Source organism: Bradyrhizobium sp. CFUWI, assembly GCF_056429085.1.
On the sequence record NZ_JBWJZE010000025.1, the window covers coordinates 51123 to 65290 of the forward strand.

At 64.6% G+C, this 14168-nt stretch carries 12 protein-coding genes; 7 read left to right on the forward strand and 5 right to left on the reverse strand.

The genetic code is table 11. The features are described from left to right. The first annotated feature begins 126 nt into the window (after positions 1-126). Positions 127-1299: an ABC transporter substrate-binding protein gene (locus AC066S_RS33735; RefSeq protein ID WP_135171469.1), complete on the forward strand. Its 1173-nt coding sequence runs from the start codon at positions 127-129 to the stop codon at positions 1297-1299. An 88-nt stretch (positions 1300-1387) separates the two neighbouring features. Further along, positions 1388-1843, forward strand: coding sequence for a cupin domain-containing protein (locus AC066S_RS33740; RefSeq protein ID WP_018643141.1), 456 nt, complete (start codon positions 1388-1390; stop codon positions 1841-1843). Between the two features lie 9 nt (positions 1844-1852). Here AC066S_RS33740 and AC066S_RS33745 read toward each other — a convergent pair whose 3' ends face one another. From AC066S_RS33745 to AC066S_RS33760, 4 genes are all read right to left on the reverse strand, one after another. Next, positions 1853-3103, reverse strand: coding sequence for a flavin-dependent oxidoreductase (locus AC066S_RS33745; protein ID WP_478271682.1), 1251 nt, complete (start codon positions 3101-3103; stop codon positions 1853-1855). A gap of 51 nt (positions 3104-3154) precedes the next feature. Then, positions 3155-5506, reverse strand: coding sequence for a bifunctional salicylyl-CoA 5-hydroxylase/oxidoreductase (locus tag AC066S_RS33750; protein WP_478271683.1), 2352 nt, complete (start codon positions 5504-5506; stop codon positions 3155-3157). A 102-nt stretch (positions 5507-5608) separates the two neighbouring features. Next, positions 5609-6445 carry an enoyl-CoA hydratase family protein gene (locus AC066S_RS33755; protein ID WP_135171467.1) on the reverse strand — a complete coding sequence of 279 codons (837 nt, stop codon included), beginning with the start codon at positions 6443-6445 and terminating at the stop codon, positions 5609-5611. 30 nt (positions 6446-6475) lie between these two features. Further along, a complete protein-coding gene (locus AC066S_RS33760) occupies positions 6476-7237 on the reverse strand; it encodes an SDR family NAD(P)-dependent oxidoreductase (RefSeq protein WP_135171466.1) in 762 nt (253 codons plus the stop codon). Positions 7238-7395: 158 nt separating this feature from the next. Between AC066S_RS33760 and AC066S_RS33765 the strand changes: the two genes are divergently transcribed. The 5 genes from AC066S_RS33765 to AC066S_RS33785 are packed head-to-tail and all read left to right on the forward strand — an operon-like array spanning position 7396 to position 13123. Continuing rightward, entirely contained in the window at positions 7396-8211 is an 816-nt protein-coding gene (locus tag AC066S_RS33765) for an alpha/beta fold hydrolase (RefSeq protein ID WP_135171465.1), read from the forward strand. Between the two features lie 12 nt (positions 8212-8223). Further along, positions 8224-9513 (forward strand): acyl-CoA dehydrogenase family protein, encoded by a 1290-nt coding sequence (locus AC066S_RS33770; RefSeq protein WP_478271684.1) that lies wholly within the window; start codon positions 8224-8226, stop codon positions 9511-9513. Positions 9514-9515: 2 nt separating this feature from the next. Further along, entirely contained in the window at positions 9516-11042 is a 1527-nt protein-coding gene (locus AC066S_RS33775) for a class I adenylate-forming enzyme family protein (protein ID WP_478271685.1), read from the forward strand. Further along, positions 11039-12127: an NAD/NADP octopine/nopaline dehydrogenase family protein gene (locus tag AC066S_RS33780; protein ID WP_478271686.1), complete on the forward strand. Its 1089-nt coding sequence runs from the start codon at positions 11039-11041 to the stop codon at positions 12125-12127. Before AC066S_RS33775 ends, AC066S_RS33780 begins: the two co-directional genes overlap by 4 nt. Positions 12128-12130: 3 nt before the next feature. Continuing rightward, entirely contained in the window at positions 12131-13123 is a 993-nt protein-coding gene (locus AC066S_RS33785; protein ID WP_478271687.1) for a 3-hydroxybutyryl-CoA dehydrogenase, read from the forward strand. Here AC066S_RS33785 and AC066S_RS33790 read toward each other — a convergent pair. Continuing rightward, positions 13120-14166 carry a 2,5-dihydroxypyridine 5,6-dioxygenase NicX family protein gene (locus AC066S_RS33790; RefSeq protein ID WP_478271688.1) on the reverse strand — a complete coding sequence of 349 codons (1047 nt, stop codon included), beginning with the start codon at positions 14164-14166 and terminating at the stop codon, positions 13120-13122. The genes AC066S_RS33785 and AC066S_RS33790 overlap by 4 nt on opposite strands. Positions 14167-14168: the final 2 nt, after the last annotated feature.

Sequence of the window (14168 nt, forward strand, 5' to 3'; positions counted from 1 at the left end):
GCATGCGCCGCTGCTCGCAGGATGGCGATAGTTTGAGCGCTGCTTGCCGCGGCAGCCGTCATCGGCATAAGCTTGGATTGAAGTACGCGGCTTGCAGCGCAAGCCTTGATGTCACGGGGACAGATCATGAAGACGCAATTGACCTTGGCCGCAGCCTTGCTGGCCGGCACCGCCCTCGATCCAGCCGTGGCGCAGGAGAAGATCAAGCTGGGCGTGGTGGTGACCCTGTCGGGACCCGCCGCTGCGCTTGGTCAACAGGTTCGCGACGGCTTTGCGCTCGCGGTGAAGGATCTCGGCGGCAAGATGGGCGGCCGCGATGTCGAGGTGATCGTTGCGGATGACGAGCTGAAGCCGGATGCGGCGGTGACCAAGGTCAAGGGCCTGCTCGAGCGCGACAAGGTCGACTTCGTGATCGGCCCGATCTTCTCCAACATCCTGCAGGCGATCCACCGGCCCATCACGGAATCGAAAACCTTCCTGATCAGCCCCAATGCCGGCCCGTCGACGTTCGCCGGCAAGGATTGCAGCCCGTTCTTCTATGTGACCTCGTACCAGAACGACCAGGTGCACGAGATCCTCGGCAAGGTCGCGCAGGATCGCGGCTACAAGCGCATGTACCTGATGGTGCCGAACTATCAGGCCGGCAAGGATTCGGTGGCGGGCTTCAAGCTCGACTACAAGGGCGAGATCGTCGAGGAGTCCTACATGCCGCTGAACACGCTGGATTTCCAGCCGGAGCTGTCCAAGATCTCCTCGCAGAAGCCCGATGCGCTCTTCACGTTCATGCCCGGCGGCCTCGGCGTCAATCTCGTCAAGCAATACCGGCAGGCCGGCCTTGCCGACAGCATTCCGGTGCTCTCGGCGTTCACGGTGGATGAATCGACCTTGCCGGCGCAGCAAGACGCGGCGGTCGGCATGTTCGGCGGCGCGAACTGGGCGCCCAATCTCGACAATCCCCAGAACAAGAAATTCGTCGCGTCCTACGAGGCCACCTATAACGTCGTACCCGGCACCTACGCCTTCCAGGCCTATGACGCCGCGATGCTGATCGACAGCGCGGTCAAGGCCGTGAAGGGCGATCTGTCGAACAAGGATGCCGTTCGGGCGGCGCTGAAGAAGGCCGATTTCACCTCGCTGCGCGGCGCCTTCAAGTTCAACACCAACGGCTATCCGATCCAGAACTTCTATCTGACCAAGGTCGCCAAACGTCCGGACGGCAAGTTCCAGACCGAGATCGTGCAGAAGGTCTTCGAGAATTACGGCGACCGTTATGCCAAGGACTGCAAGGCGGCGAACTAAAGCATGGTCCGGAAAAGTGCGTAGCGGTTTTCCGAATAAATCATGCTCGAACAATAGCCGCGCGTCGCGTTAAGGGAGGAGTGCTGCAATGAAGAGCGAAATCACCGGCATTACGCGGGCCAATGAGGGCATCCAGGGCATATCCTGGAATATTCTCGGCCAGACCTACGTGCCGAAGAGCTACGCAGAAAACAGCTTCTCCTGGCATGCGACGCTGCCGCCGGGCACGTTCGTCCCGCCCCACATCCATCCCGACCAGGATGAGTATCTCTACATGCTCGAGGGCAAGCTCGACTTCGTGCTCGGCAATTCCGAGGCGCAGGCCACCGCCGGCGATCTGATCCGGCTCGGCATGGGCGTGCCGCACGGCATCTTCAACAAGTCGGAGCAGACCGCCAAGGTGCTGTTCTGGGTCTCCCCGAGCCGCAAGCTGTTCGACCTGTTCTGGGGCCTTCACAACATGAAGGAGCAGAAGCCGGAGGACGTGGTGGCGATGGCGGCCGAGTTCAACATCCACTTCCTGCCGCCGCCGCCCGGCGGTTAGCGGCAGGTTTCAGGCGCGCACCGCCGCAAGCCCAGGCACGGCGGCGAAACCGGCCTTGGTGGCATAACCGCGCACGATGGCCTCGCGCTGGGAATAGCTCAGCACGTTATCGACATTGTCGAATCCATCGGGGGCGAGCTGCTCGACGGCGTCGATGACGCCCTCGGGGCCACCGCGCCGGTTGGAGCGAACGATCTCGGCCGTCATGGGCAGGCGCTTCTTCTCGTATTCGAGCAGCGCCTGGCGCGGATGCTCCGCGCGCACCAGCGCGTCGGCAAGGCAGCGCGCATCGAGGATCGCCTGCGAGGCGCCATTGGAGCCGACCGGATACATGGGGTGCGCGGCATCGCCCAGCAGCGTGACGCGTCCTGATGACCAGTAAGGGAGGGGATCGCGGTCGCAGGTCGGATATTCGTAGAATTCGGGCGTCGCCGCGATCAGGCTCTTCACGTCGATGTAAGGCACCGAGAAGCGCGCGACGTGCGGCATCAGCTCCTCGCGGCGGCCCGGTCGTGACCAGTCCTCCTTGCGCGGCGGCGGGGCGTTACCCTCCCCGACCTTCACCAGCACGGCCCAATTGGTCAGGCGGCTCGCCGGGCTCGATCCTTCCGCGATCGGATAGATCACCACCTTGGCATTGAGGCCGCCAGCCACGATCATCGATTTACCGGTCAGGAACAGCGGCCAGTCGCGCGCGCCGCGCCACAGCATCAGGCCGTTCCAGCACGGCGGGCCTTCATTCGGGAACAGCGTCTCGCGAACGCGGGAATGAATGCCGTCGGCGCCGATCAGGATGTCGCCGCGCGCGGTGTGGACATGTGCCCCGGCGCGATCGAAGAAGTAAGCGGTGACACCGCCCTCGTCCTGGGTGAAGGCTCCCAGCCGGCAGCCGGTGTGGATGGCATCAACCCCAAGCCGCTCCTCGACGGCGCGGTGGATGACGCCCTGAAGGCGGCCGCGGTGGATCGAGAATTGCGGCACGTCGTGGCCGGCATCGATCCCGCGGGCTTCGCGCCACACCTCCTGACCATGGCGGTTGAGATAATAGAGCTGGTCGGTGCGGATCGCGACGTCGTCGAGCTTCTGAAGGAGGCCGAGACCGGCGAGCTCGCGCATGGCATGCGGCAGCGTGTTGATGCCGACCCCAAGCTCGCGGATGGTGTCGGCCTGCTCGAAAATCTCGCAGTCCAGGCCGCGCGAGCGGAACATCAATGCCGTGGTAAGACCACCGATACCGCCCCCGACGATAATCGCCTTCATCGCCCTTACTCCACTCGAAACACAGGCAACGGGTTAACGTCGCACGGGCGGTCACTCCGCCGCAAGCGGCTTTGTCGCCTCCGCCTTGAGCTCGGCCCGGGTCTTGGGCTTAGCCTTAATTCGCAGCTCCTCGAGGTCCTGCCGATCGCGGACGCTGTTGCGGAAAATCTGATCTTTTCCGGGCAGGTATTGCGGCGGGCAGAACGCGTTCTCTGCCCCGTACCAGGCCGCCGCCTTCATGGTGAAGAACGGATCGACCAGATGCGGCCGACCAAGGGCGACGAGGTCCGCCCGGCCGGCAGCCAGGATCGTATTGGCCTGGTCCGCCGTCGTGATGTTGCCGACGCACATCGTCGCCACCCGCGCCTCGTTGCGGACCTGATCCGAGAACGGCGTCTGGAACATGCGGCCGTAGACCGGCTGCGCATCGCGCACGGTCTGCCCCGTCGAGACGTCGACGAGATCGACGCCGGCCTCCGCGAACGCGCGCGCGATGGCGACGGCGTCGTCACCGGTGATGCCCCCATCGGCCCAGTCCGTCGCGGAGATGCGCACCGACATCGGCTTGTGCGATGGCCAGACCGCGCGGAGCGCCTCGAAGATCTCGAGCGGGAAACGCAGGCGGTTTTCCAGCGAGCCGCCATATTCGTCCGTGCGTGTGTTCGTCAGCGGCGAGATGAAGCTCGCGAGCAAATAGCCGTGGGCGCAATGCAGCTCGAGCATGTCGAAGCCGCATCGCTCGCCGCGCTCGGCCGCCGCAATGAAGGTGTCCCTCACCGCCTTCATGCCGGCGCGGTCGAGTTCGCGCGGCACCTGGCTATCGGGAAAATAGGGCAGCGGCGATGCCGAGACCACGTCCCAGCCGCCCTCCTCCAGGGGACGGTCCATCCCGTCCCACATCAGCTTGGTCGCGCCCTTGCGGCCGGCGTGGCCGAGTTGCAGGCAGATCTTTGCAGCCGAATTAGCGTGGACGAAATCCACGATACGCCGCCAGCCGGCTTCCTGCTCGTCGTTCCACAATCCGGCGCAGCCGGGCGTGATGCGGGCATCGCGGCTGACGCAGGTCATCTCCGTGAAGATCAGGCCGGCGCCACCGATCGCACGCGAGCCGTAGTGGACGAGGTGGAAATCAGTGGGCACGCCCTCCTTCGCCGAGTACATGCACATCGGCGACATTACGGCGCGATTGGCGATCTCCATCTCGCGCAGCCGGAACGGCTGGAACAACGGCACCGCCGGCTTTTTGGTGTCGACGTCAAAGCCGCTGTCGCGAACCCGTCTGGCAAACGACTTCTCGACCTCAGCCACGAAATCGGGCGCGCGAAGCCTGAGATTGTCGTAGGTGATCGCCTTGGAGCGCGTCATCACGCCGAAGGCAAACTGCACGGGGTCGAAATCCCAGAAGCGGTCGACGTGCTCGAACCAGACCAGCGACACGTCAGCGGCGTGCTGCGTCTTCTCGACCTCCTCGCGGCGGCCGTGCTCGTAAATGTCAAGCGCGGCCTGGATGTGCGGAGCTTTCTCCATCGCCTCGGCCAAGGCGATGGCATCTTCCATCGCGAGCTTGGTGCCGGAGCCGATCGAGAAATGCGCGCTCGCCTTGGCATCGCCAAGCAGCACCATGTTGTCCTTGACCCAGCGCTTGCTGCGGATCATCGGAAAATTGCGCCACATCGAGCGATTGGTGAGCAGCTTATGCCCATCGAGGAACCAGCCAAAGATCTCGGCCATCCGCGCGGCGGACTGCGTCTCGTCCAATCCTGTCAGGCCGGCCCGCTCGAACGTCTCAGGATCGGTCTCGAAGATCCAGGTCGAGTGTCCGGCCTCATACTGATAGGCGTGGGCGATGAACGGGCCCCACTCGGTCTCCTGGAAGATGAATGTGAAGGCATCGAGCGGCCTGGTCGAGCCCATCCAGGCGAACTTGTTGGTACGCAGATCGACTTCCGGCTCGAAATGATCGACATATTTCTCGCGGAAGCGGCTGTTGATGCCGTCGGCGATCAGCACCAGGTCGGCATCGGCGAAGCGAGCTTCGTCCTCGATGTCCACCTCGAAGTGCAGGACGACCCCGAGCTCGCGCGCCCGCTCCTGCAGGATCAAAAGCAGCTTGCGTCGGGAGCAGCCGCAGAAGCCGTTGCCGCCGACCCGGTGCACGGTGCCGCGGAAATGCACGGCGATATCGTCCCAGTACGCGAACTCCTGGGTGATGCGGCGATAGCTCGGCAGATCGTGCTTTTCGAAATTGTCCAGCGTGGCATCCGAGAACACCACACCGAAGCCGAACGTGTCGTCGGCCCGGTTGCGCTCGTACACCGCGATCTCGGCGCCCGGGCGCTGCTTCTTGAGCAGGATCGCAGCATAGAGACCCGCAGGTCCGCCACCGATAATCGCGACTTTCATGGGAGCCTCGCCAATTCACCCGGCCATGAAACTATTTTAAGCCTAAAATAATTTCGCGCAAGCCCCCGTTGCTGGCGCCTGGCTTCAGGCATGGAGGCCGGCCTAGTCGCCCCTGAAGACCGGCTTGACCTTGTTAGCGAACGCCTCGAAGGCGCGCTCGAAATCGGCCGTGGTCATGCACAGCGCCTGGGCAACGGCCTCCGCCTCGATCGCCTCCTCCACCGACATGGCCCATTCCATCGCCAGCATCCGCTTGGTCATGGTGTTGGCAAAGGTCGGCCCTTCCGCGATCTGCTTCGCCAAGACCTGCGCCTGGGGCAGCACCTGCTCAGGTGTGACGATGCGGCTGAAGAAGCCCCAGCGCTCGCCCTCCTCCGCGGTCATGAAGCGGCCGGTGTAGAGCAGCTCGGAGGCACGGGACTGTCCGATGATCCGCGGCAGGATCGCGCAGGCGCCCATGTCGCATCCAGCCAGGCCCACCTTGTTGAAGAGAAAGGCCACCTTGGCCCCGCTTGCCGCGAGCCGCATGTCCGAGGCCATGGCGACGATCGCCCCCGCGCCGGCACAGATGCCCTCGACGGCCGCGACGATCGGCTGCGGGCAAGCCCGCATCGCCTTGACGAGGTCGCCGGTCATGCGCGTGAAGGCGGTCAGCCCCTTGGTATCCATCTTCACCAGCGGACCGATGATCTCGAACACGTCGCCGCCCGAGGAGAAATTACCGCCGGCGCCGGTGACGACAATGGACTTGACCGCGTCGTCGAAGGCGCAGGCGCGGAAGAAGTCTGTCAGCTCCCGGTAGCTTTCGAACGTCAACGGATTCTTCCGTTCGGGCCGGTTGAGCGTGACCGTCGCAACGCCGTCGACCACGACTAGCAGGAAATGCTGCGGCGAGTAATCCGCGAGCGGCAGGGTGACGGGATTGGCTGGTCTGCTCATGCGATCTCCTTGGTATGTCTGTTCCGCGCGCTAGATTTCGCCGCCTGCGACTGCGATCGCCTGTCCGGTGATCGCACTGGCGCCCTGGCCGCACAGCCAAAGCACGGCGTCCGCCACCTCTTCAGGCGCGATCAGGCGCCCTTGCGGATTGTGTTTGGCAAGCTCGGCGATGGCCTGCTCGCGGCTTCGTCCCGTTTTCTTCATGATGTTGTCGATGCTGCCGGCCACCAGATCAGTATCAGTGAAACCCGGGCACACCGCATTCACGGTCACATGACTGCCGGCGAGCTCCAGGGCGAGCGAACGAACCAGACCGATCGCAGCGTGCTTGGCCGCAGTGTATGCGCTGACATAGGCATAGCCCTTGAGGCCCGCGGTCGACGCAATCACGACGATGCGGCCATAGGGGCGGTCCTTCATGCCCGGCAGCACGCCGTGGATGGAATGAACCACGCCCATGAAATTGATGTCCATCATGCGCGCGAACAGGGCACTGTCCGATTTCGCGAATGGCGCGGATTCGGCGCTGCCCGCATTGGCGATCAGGATATCGATCGGCTTTCGCGCATGGGCCTCGGCAATGGCGGCTTTCAGGGCGGTTTCGTTCGCGACGTCGGCGGCCGCGGCAAAATGCGCGGCGCCTGCATTGACTGCCTCGTCGAGGACCGCAGCATTCCGGCCGATGATCGTCACGGTGGCGCCGGCGCCGACGAGAGCCGCCGCGATTGCGCGGCCGATGCCGCGACCTCCGCCGGTCACCAGCGCGTGCGGCGAGTGCGGCAATCCGGACATGCGCTGGCTCCCTCGGATCTGTAATCGTTGCACCGATATATTTTAACCTTCAAATTTTTGCAACGAATGCGGCCCTGAAATTGCTTTAAGTGTAAAATTATCGCTTCCCATCCCCGAAAGGCCTGCTAGCATCGAAGGGCCAAGCAAAAGGATGTCGCGTGCCGCAGCCTGGGCCGATGATAACAGAGGACGGACGCTTCGCCTATGAAGCCGCGGGCGATCCGAACGCGATCCCTCTGATCTTCCTGCATGGCATCGGCGGCGCGGCGCGAGCCTGGCGACGGCAGCTTGCTACGTTCGGCGGCCGCTTCCGCGCCATCGCGTGGGACATGCCGGGCTACGGCGGCTCGGCACCGCTCGCGAGCGTCAGCATCGCTGCCCTGGCGGACGCGCTACAGCAATTCATCGCGCAGCTCGGTGCAACCAGACCCATCCTGGTCGGTCACTCGATCGGCGGCATGATCGTTCAGAAATGGCTGGTGCAGTCCCCCAAACTGGCACGCGCAGTCGTGCTGGCGCAGACCAGCCCGGCCTTCGGCAAGGCCGACGGCGACTGGCAGAAATCGTTCATCGCGGCGCGGCTCGGGCCACTCGATCGCGGCGAGACGATGCAGTCGCTGGCGCCCTCGCTGGTGAAAGAGCTGGTCGGCGACGATCCGGATCCTGCGGGAATGGAGCTCGCGCGCGAATGCATGGGCAGCGTACCCGAGGCAAGCTATCGCGCCATGATGCTCGCTCTCATCGGCTTCGATCAGCGCAGCACGCTCAAGGATATCTCGGTCCCCACGCTGCTGCTATCCGGTTCCAAGGACAACAACGCGCCGGCGCCGATGATGGCGAAGACCGCGACCTACATCCCGGGGGCCGAATACGTCGAGCTTCCCGGCGTCGGCCATCTCGCCAACCTCGAGCGTCCTGAAGCGTTCGACGAAGCGATCGGCCCCTTCCTGAATTCCGTTACGACCAAATCGTAAGGTGACTGCGCCATGACCATGCAAGTCAGCAAGACCATTGGCGCAACCGGCAAGGTCGCGCTGGATGCACCGGTCTTCGATCCCGTCGCGTTCCGCCTGAGCGACGAGCAGGCCGGCATCATCACCCGCGCAAGGGAGATCGGGCAGACCGTGTTTGCCGATCGCGCTGCCACCTACGATCGCGAGGCAATCTTCCCGACTGAAAATTATCGCGACCTGCATCGCGTCGGCCTGCTCGGCATTGCCGTTCCCAAGAAGCACGGCGGGCTCGGTGCGAACTACCAGACCTATGCCCTGGCAGCCGCCGAGATCGGCCGCTATTGCGGCGCGACCGCGCTGACCTGGAACATGCATGTCTGCTCGACTCTGTGGTCGGGCCCCCTCGCCGACGACCTCGACATGGACGCGGTGACCCGCGCCGAGCACGAACGGAGGCGCGCAATCCACTACAGGCGGATCGTCGAGGACGGTGCCATCTATTCGCAGCCGTTCTCCGAGGGTGGCGCGGCGGCCGCGGGCGGCGTCGCCTTCGGCACGGAAGCAAGGCCGGTCGCGGGCGGCTGGATCGTCAACGGCAAGAAGATTTTTGCGTCGCTCTCCGGCCATGCCGACTATTACGGCGTGCTCTGCACGGAGATCGAGGAAGGCGAGAAAGCGTCTCGCCGCAACACGCTATACCTCGCCATCTCGGCCAAATCGGAAGGCGTCTCGGTCGTCGGCGATTGGGATCCGCTCGGTATGCGTGGAACGGTGTCGCGGACGCTGCTGTTCAAGGACGTGTTCGTCCCGGAGGAGTCTGCGCTGATGCCGCGCGGCGTCTATTTCCAGGCCGCGATGCGCTGGCCGCACATGTTCCTGACCTTGTCGCCGACCTATATGGGCCTGGCACAAGCCGCCTACGACTTCACCGTGCGTTATCTGCGCGGCGAAGTCCCGGGCATGCCGCCGGTGAAGCGCCGGATGTACCCGACCAAGCAGATCGCGGTCGCGCAGATGCAGATCAAGCTGGAGCAGATCAAGGGGATCTGGTTTCAGGCCGTCACCGAAGCCTGCGCCAATCCCAGCAAGGAGCAGGTGCTGCGGGCCTATGCCGCGCAATATTCGGTGATGGAGGGCGCCAATGAGCTGGCGGCGCTCGCGATCCGCACCTGCGGCGGCCAGGCGATGCTTCGCTCGCTGCCGCTGGAGCGGATCTATCGCGACAGCCGCTGCGGCTCGCTGATGCTGCCCTGGACGGCCGAACTCTGCCTCGATCGCATCGGACGCGAGGCGCTGTACGAGGCCGGCGAGACGGACGACTGACAGTGGACCTCTGTAGTCTGATCGATCGCAACGCGGCGTTCGCGCCAGGCAAGACCGCCATCGCCTTCGAGGGCGAACGGCTGAGCTATGCCGCGTTCGCCGCGCGCATCGAACGGACCGCAACGGCCTTGAAGCAGGAGCTCGGCGTCGGCCGCGGTGATCGCGTCGCGATCCTGAGCCTGAACCGGCCCGACTATCTGGTTCTGCTTTATGCCTGCGCGCGACTTGGCGCGATACTGGTGCCCCTGAATTGGCGACTGGCCGTCGCCGAGCAGCTCTTCATTCTCGCTGACGCCGGCGCCAAAGTGCTGGTGCTGGAACGGGCGTTCGAGGGAGTTCTCCCCGAGCTTGCGCCGGGGACGTCAGTCGTTGGCCTCGACTTCGCGCCGCCTCGCGGCACAACCTTCGAAAGCCTGCTGGCCCGCAGTGACGGCACCAGCCGAAACCCGCACACCGACCTCTCTTCCCCGCTCCTGATCGTCTACACGTCAGGAACGACCGGACGGCCAAAAGGCGCGGTGCTGCGCCAGGAGGCGCTGTTCTGGAACGGCGTCATGAGCCAGCACATGCATAACATGACGTCCGACGATCACGTGCTGACCGTGCTGCCATTCTTCCACGTCGGCGGCCTCAACATCCAGACCACACCGGCCCTGCAGCTCGGCGCGACCGTCACGGTTCACGCACGCTTTGCGCCGGATACCGCGCTTGCGGCCATCGAACGGGAACGACCGACCCTCACGGTGATGGTGCCCGCGATCATCCAGGCCGTGAGCGAGCATCCCGCCTGGACGAGCGCTGATCTTTCGTCACTCAAGGCCGTCGCCACCGGCTCGACCATCGTGCCTCCGCAGCTGATCGAGCGTTTCGTCGCCCGTGACGTTCCCGTGCTCCAGGTCTACGGCTCGACCGAGACCTGCCCCATCGCCATCTACACGCGGCTCGGCGGCGATCTGTCGCGTACGGGATCGACCGGCCTCGCCGGCCTGTGCTGCGAAGCCAAGGTGGTCGATCATTCCGGCAGTGAGGTCCCGGCGGGCGCGCCGGGCGAGATCGCGGTGCGCGGCCCCAACGTGTTCTTCGAATATTGGGGCAACGAAGCCGCAACGCGCGAGGCGTTGCACGACGGCTGGTACCGCACCGGCGATATCGGCCTGTGCGACGCCGATGGCTATTTCTGGGTCCGCGACCGCAAGAAGAACATGATCATTTCAGGCGGAGAGAACGTGTACCCGGCCGAGGTCGAGCGCGTCCTGCTCGAACATCCCGATGTCAGCGAATGCGCCGTGATCGGCAGGCCTGACCCGCGCTGGGACGAGGTCCCCATCGCGTATGTGATCCGCAGATCCGGCTCCCGGCTCGAAGCGGATGAACTCAGAGCGCATATCCAGGCGCAACTCGCACGGTACAAAGTTCCGCGCGACATTGTCTTCGTCACCGACCTGCCGCGCACGGCGCTGGGCAAGGTCCAGCATTTCCTGCTGAAGCAGCTCGATGCGCAGTCTCGCGCGCAAGGAGAAGCATCTTGAGGGTTGCAGTTCTGGGAGGGGGAAACGGCTCGTTTGCGGCCGCGGGCGATTTTGCGTTATCGGGACACGAGGTGCGGCTTTGGCGCCGCGATGCCGATCAAGTCGCGGCGCACCGCGCCGCCGGCTCGCGCATGCTGGTGAAGGATCACAACGGCCGCCACGACGTGACGCTCGCGCTGGTCACAACCGATATCGCCGAGGCCGTCGACGGCGCGGAGCTGATTCTGTGCCCCGCTCCTGCGTTCGCGCAAGCAGATATTGCTCGCCTGCTCGCCCCGCATCTGCGCGACGGCCAGGTCGTATTCTTGCCGCCAGCGACATTCGGCTCGATGGTCTTCGCCCAGGCCGCGAGGGACGCCGGCAACCACGCCAAGGCGAGCTTTGCCGAAACCGGCACGCTGCCATGGCTGACGCGCAAGCACGGACCGTTCGAAGTCGCCATCACCATCCGCGCCAAACGGCTGCCGGTCGGCGTGTTCCCGCTCGACCAGGCGCCGCACGCCCTTGATGTGATCGGACGGGCTTTCCCCGAGGCGGTCGAACCGTGCGGAGACGCATTGTCCGGGGCATTGATGAATGCCGGTCCGATCATCCATCCGCCGCTGATCGTGATGAACGCTGGCCCGATCGAGCACTTCGAGAAATGGGATATCCACAAGGAAGGCACGCAAGCCGCGATCCGGCGGGTCACGGACGCACTCGACGCGGAGCGGATTGCCGTGCGCGAAGCGCTCGGCTATGGCGCGCCGCATTTCCCGCTGGCGCATCACTACGCGAGGGAAGGCGAGATCTGGATGTATGGCCGCGGCTCGCACGACCGCCTGACCGATTCCGGCGACTGGCGCGAACGGATCGTGCTGACCGAGCATCGCTACATGCGCGAGGATTTGCGGCTCGGGCTGTCGCTGCTGGTCTCCGTCGCCGGCCTGGCTGGCGTGGCCACTCCGTTGGCCAAAGCGTTTCTATCGATCGGCGGCGCGGTCTGCGGCGAGGATTTTTCGCAGGGCGGCCGAACGCTCAAGACATTGAGGCTCGACAATCTCAGCAAGGCTGAATTGCAGACGCTGCTTCGCAATGGATTCTGATCGATGACCAATCGCGCCAATATCGCCTGTCTCGGCGCTGGCCGCATGGGCCGCGGCATTGCCGTCGCGTTCGCCTACGCGGGGCACAGGGTCACGATGATCGACGTCAAGGCGCGCTCCGCGGAAGAGTTCGCCAAGCTGGAGGCGGACGCGCTTGGTGAAATCCGGAAGACCTTTGCCAGCCTGTCGAAGCTGGGACTGCTGACCGAAGCGGATGTTGATCCGCTGATCGCGCGGGTCTCGGCGGTGCCCGCCAGCCGGAGCGGGGCAGCGCTATCCGACGCCGGAATGGTTTTCGAAGGGGTTCCCGAGGTCGTCGAGCTCAAGCGCGAGGTGCTCGGGGCGGCTTCGGAGCAGGTCGGTCCGGATACGGTCATCGCATCGACGACGTCCACCATCCTCGTCGACGACCTGTCTGGCGCGATCGTAAATCCCCGCCGCTTTCTCAACGTGCACTGGCTCAATCCGGCCTATTTGATCCCACTGGTGGAGGTTTCGCCTGGCAAAGCCACCGACCCAGCCATCATCGACGAGGTCAAGAGCCTGCTCGAAGGCATCGGCAAGGTGCCGGTGGTCTGTGCTGCGACGCCCGGCTTCATCGTCCCGCGCATCCAGGCGCTGGCGATGAACGAGGCCGCCCGCATGGTCGAGGAAGGCGTCGCCAGCGCGGAAGAGATCGACAAGGCGATCCGCTACGGCTTTGGCTTCCGCTATGCCGTGCTCGGCCTGCTCGAATTCATCGACTGGGGCGGTGGCGACATCCTCTACTACGCAAGCCGGTATCTCGAGGGCGCGCTCGGCAGCGACCGCTATCGGGCGCCGGACGTCGTTTCCCGCAACATGCATGAGGGCCGCATCGGCCTGCGGACGGGCTCTGGCTTTCTCGATTATTCGGGGATGGACGTCGACGCCTATCGCGCGAAGCGGCTCCAGGCCATGGTCGATTTGCTCCGCCACTTCGATCTGGCGCGTCCGCCAGTGCTCGATCCCGACTAGCCGAAGACGTCCTGGAGCACGCCTTCCCGGACCACGGCAACCCCATCGAGCTCGATCGTCGTTCCCATCATCGGCAGGTCGAAATGCCCCGCCGTGTAGCGGCCGGCGAATTCGTTCGCGCCGGTCGAGAACAGGAAGTTGCCTGAGACGGCCCGGATCTCCGTGCCATTGGTGTCGCGTTGGTCGTACATCGAGAGCGCCTCATAACGCGCACCCGGATTCATCCCGAAGCCGACATGCGAGACCGCATAGGCCTCGCGGTCACCCCAGGCCGCCAGATATGCGCGCATCATCGCGGCATCCGTGCCCTCGCCCTCCAGCGCGACGACATAGTCGTCCTTCAGCGTCATCTTCACAGCCGACGTCAGGTAACGCTTGAAGGTGAGATTGATGTCGCCTGGCGCCATCACGAGCGTGCCGTTGATGGTCCCGCTCTTGGGGAAGCTGACGACGATGCCGCCCGGCCAATGCGCCAGCGTGCCGGGCTTGTCGGTCCAGCCCCACACACCGACCGTGGACGCACCGACCATGTCGACGTCGAGCGCCGTGCCGGCCTTCGAGGTCACGCGCATCCGCTTGGTTCCCCGCAGCATCTTCGCCGCCGCGCGAACGCGCTTTTCGAGCGCAGAATCCGGCACCATCCGCTCCAGCGCCTCGGGATGCTCGTTGGAGATCACCAGGATCCGCGCGCCGGCCTTGAGGATCTCCGGCGTCTCCACCGCGTGCATCAGCCCTTCGATGGTGCAATCCACCACAAATCCCGCCTGCTGCAACGCGCTGATCACCGGGCCAAGCTTCTGGATCGCCTCACTCGCGCCGGTGGAGCGAACCGGGACGATATGGCGGTTGCGCGGTGTCGGCATCACCACGTGAAACGGCCGCGCGCCCATGCGCAGCAGCGCAAGCTCCGCCAGATGCACATTCAACGCGCGTGACTGGGTCTCCGAGAGAATTGCCGCGGTATCACCAGGCTTGACGGCACATCGCTCGAAAATCTCGCAAAATGCGTCGATCCATTTTGCCTCGATGCGGTCAGCCAGCATGG

Bases quoted from the DNA above. Each gene is read 5' to 3' on its own strand.
- AC066S_RS33770 (WP_478271684.1), top strand. From the start codon at position 8,224: ATGACCATGCAAGTCAGCAAGACCATTGGCGCAACCGGCAAGGTCGCG.
- AC066S_RS33755 (WP_135171467.1), bottom strand. From the start codon at position 6,445: ATGAGCAGACCAGCCAATCCCGTCACCCTGCCGCTCGCGGATTACTCG.
- AC066S_RS33790 (WP_478271688.1), bottom strand. From the start codon at position 14,166: ATGCTGGCTGACCGCATCGAGGCAAAATGGATCGACGCATTTTGCGAG.
- AC066S_RS33740 (WP_018643141.1), top strand. From the start codon at position 1,388: ATGAAGAGCGAAATCACCGGCATTACGCGGGCCAATGAGGGCATCCAG.
- AC066S_RS33785 (WP_478271687.1), top strand. From the start codon at position 12,131: ATGACCAATCGCGCCAATATCGCCTGTCTCGGCGCTGGCCGCATGGGC.
- AC066S_RS33750 (WP_478271683.1), bottom strand. From the start codon at position 5,506: ATGAAAGTCGCGATTATCGGTGGCGGACCTGCGGGTCTCTATGCTGCG.
- AC066S_RS33760 (WP_135171466.1), bottom strand. From the start codon at position 7,237: ATGTCCGGATTGCCGCACTCGCCGCACGCGCTGGTGACCGGCGGAGGT.
- AC066S_RS33735 (WP_135171469.1), top strand. From the start codon at position 127: ATGAAGACGCAATTGACCTTGGCCGCAGCCTTGCTGGCCGGCACCGCC.
- AC066S_RS33745 (WP_478271682.1), bottom strand. From the start codon at position 3,103: ATGAAGGCGATTATCGTCGGGGGCGGTATCGGTGGTCTTACCACGGCA.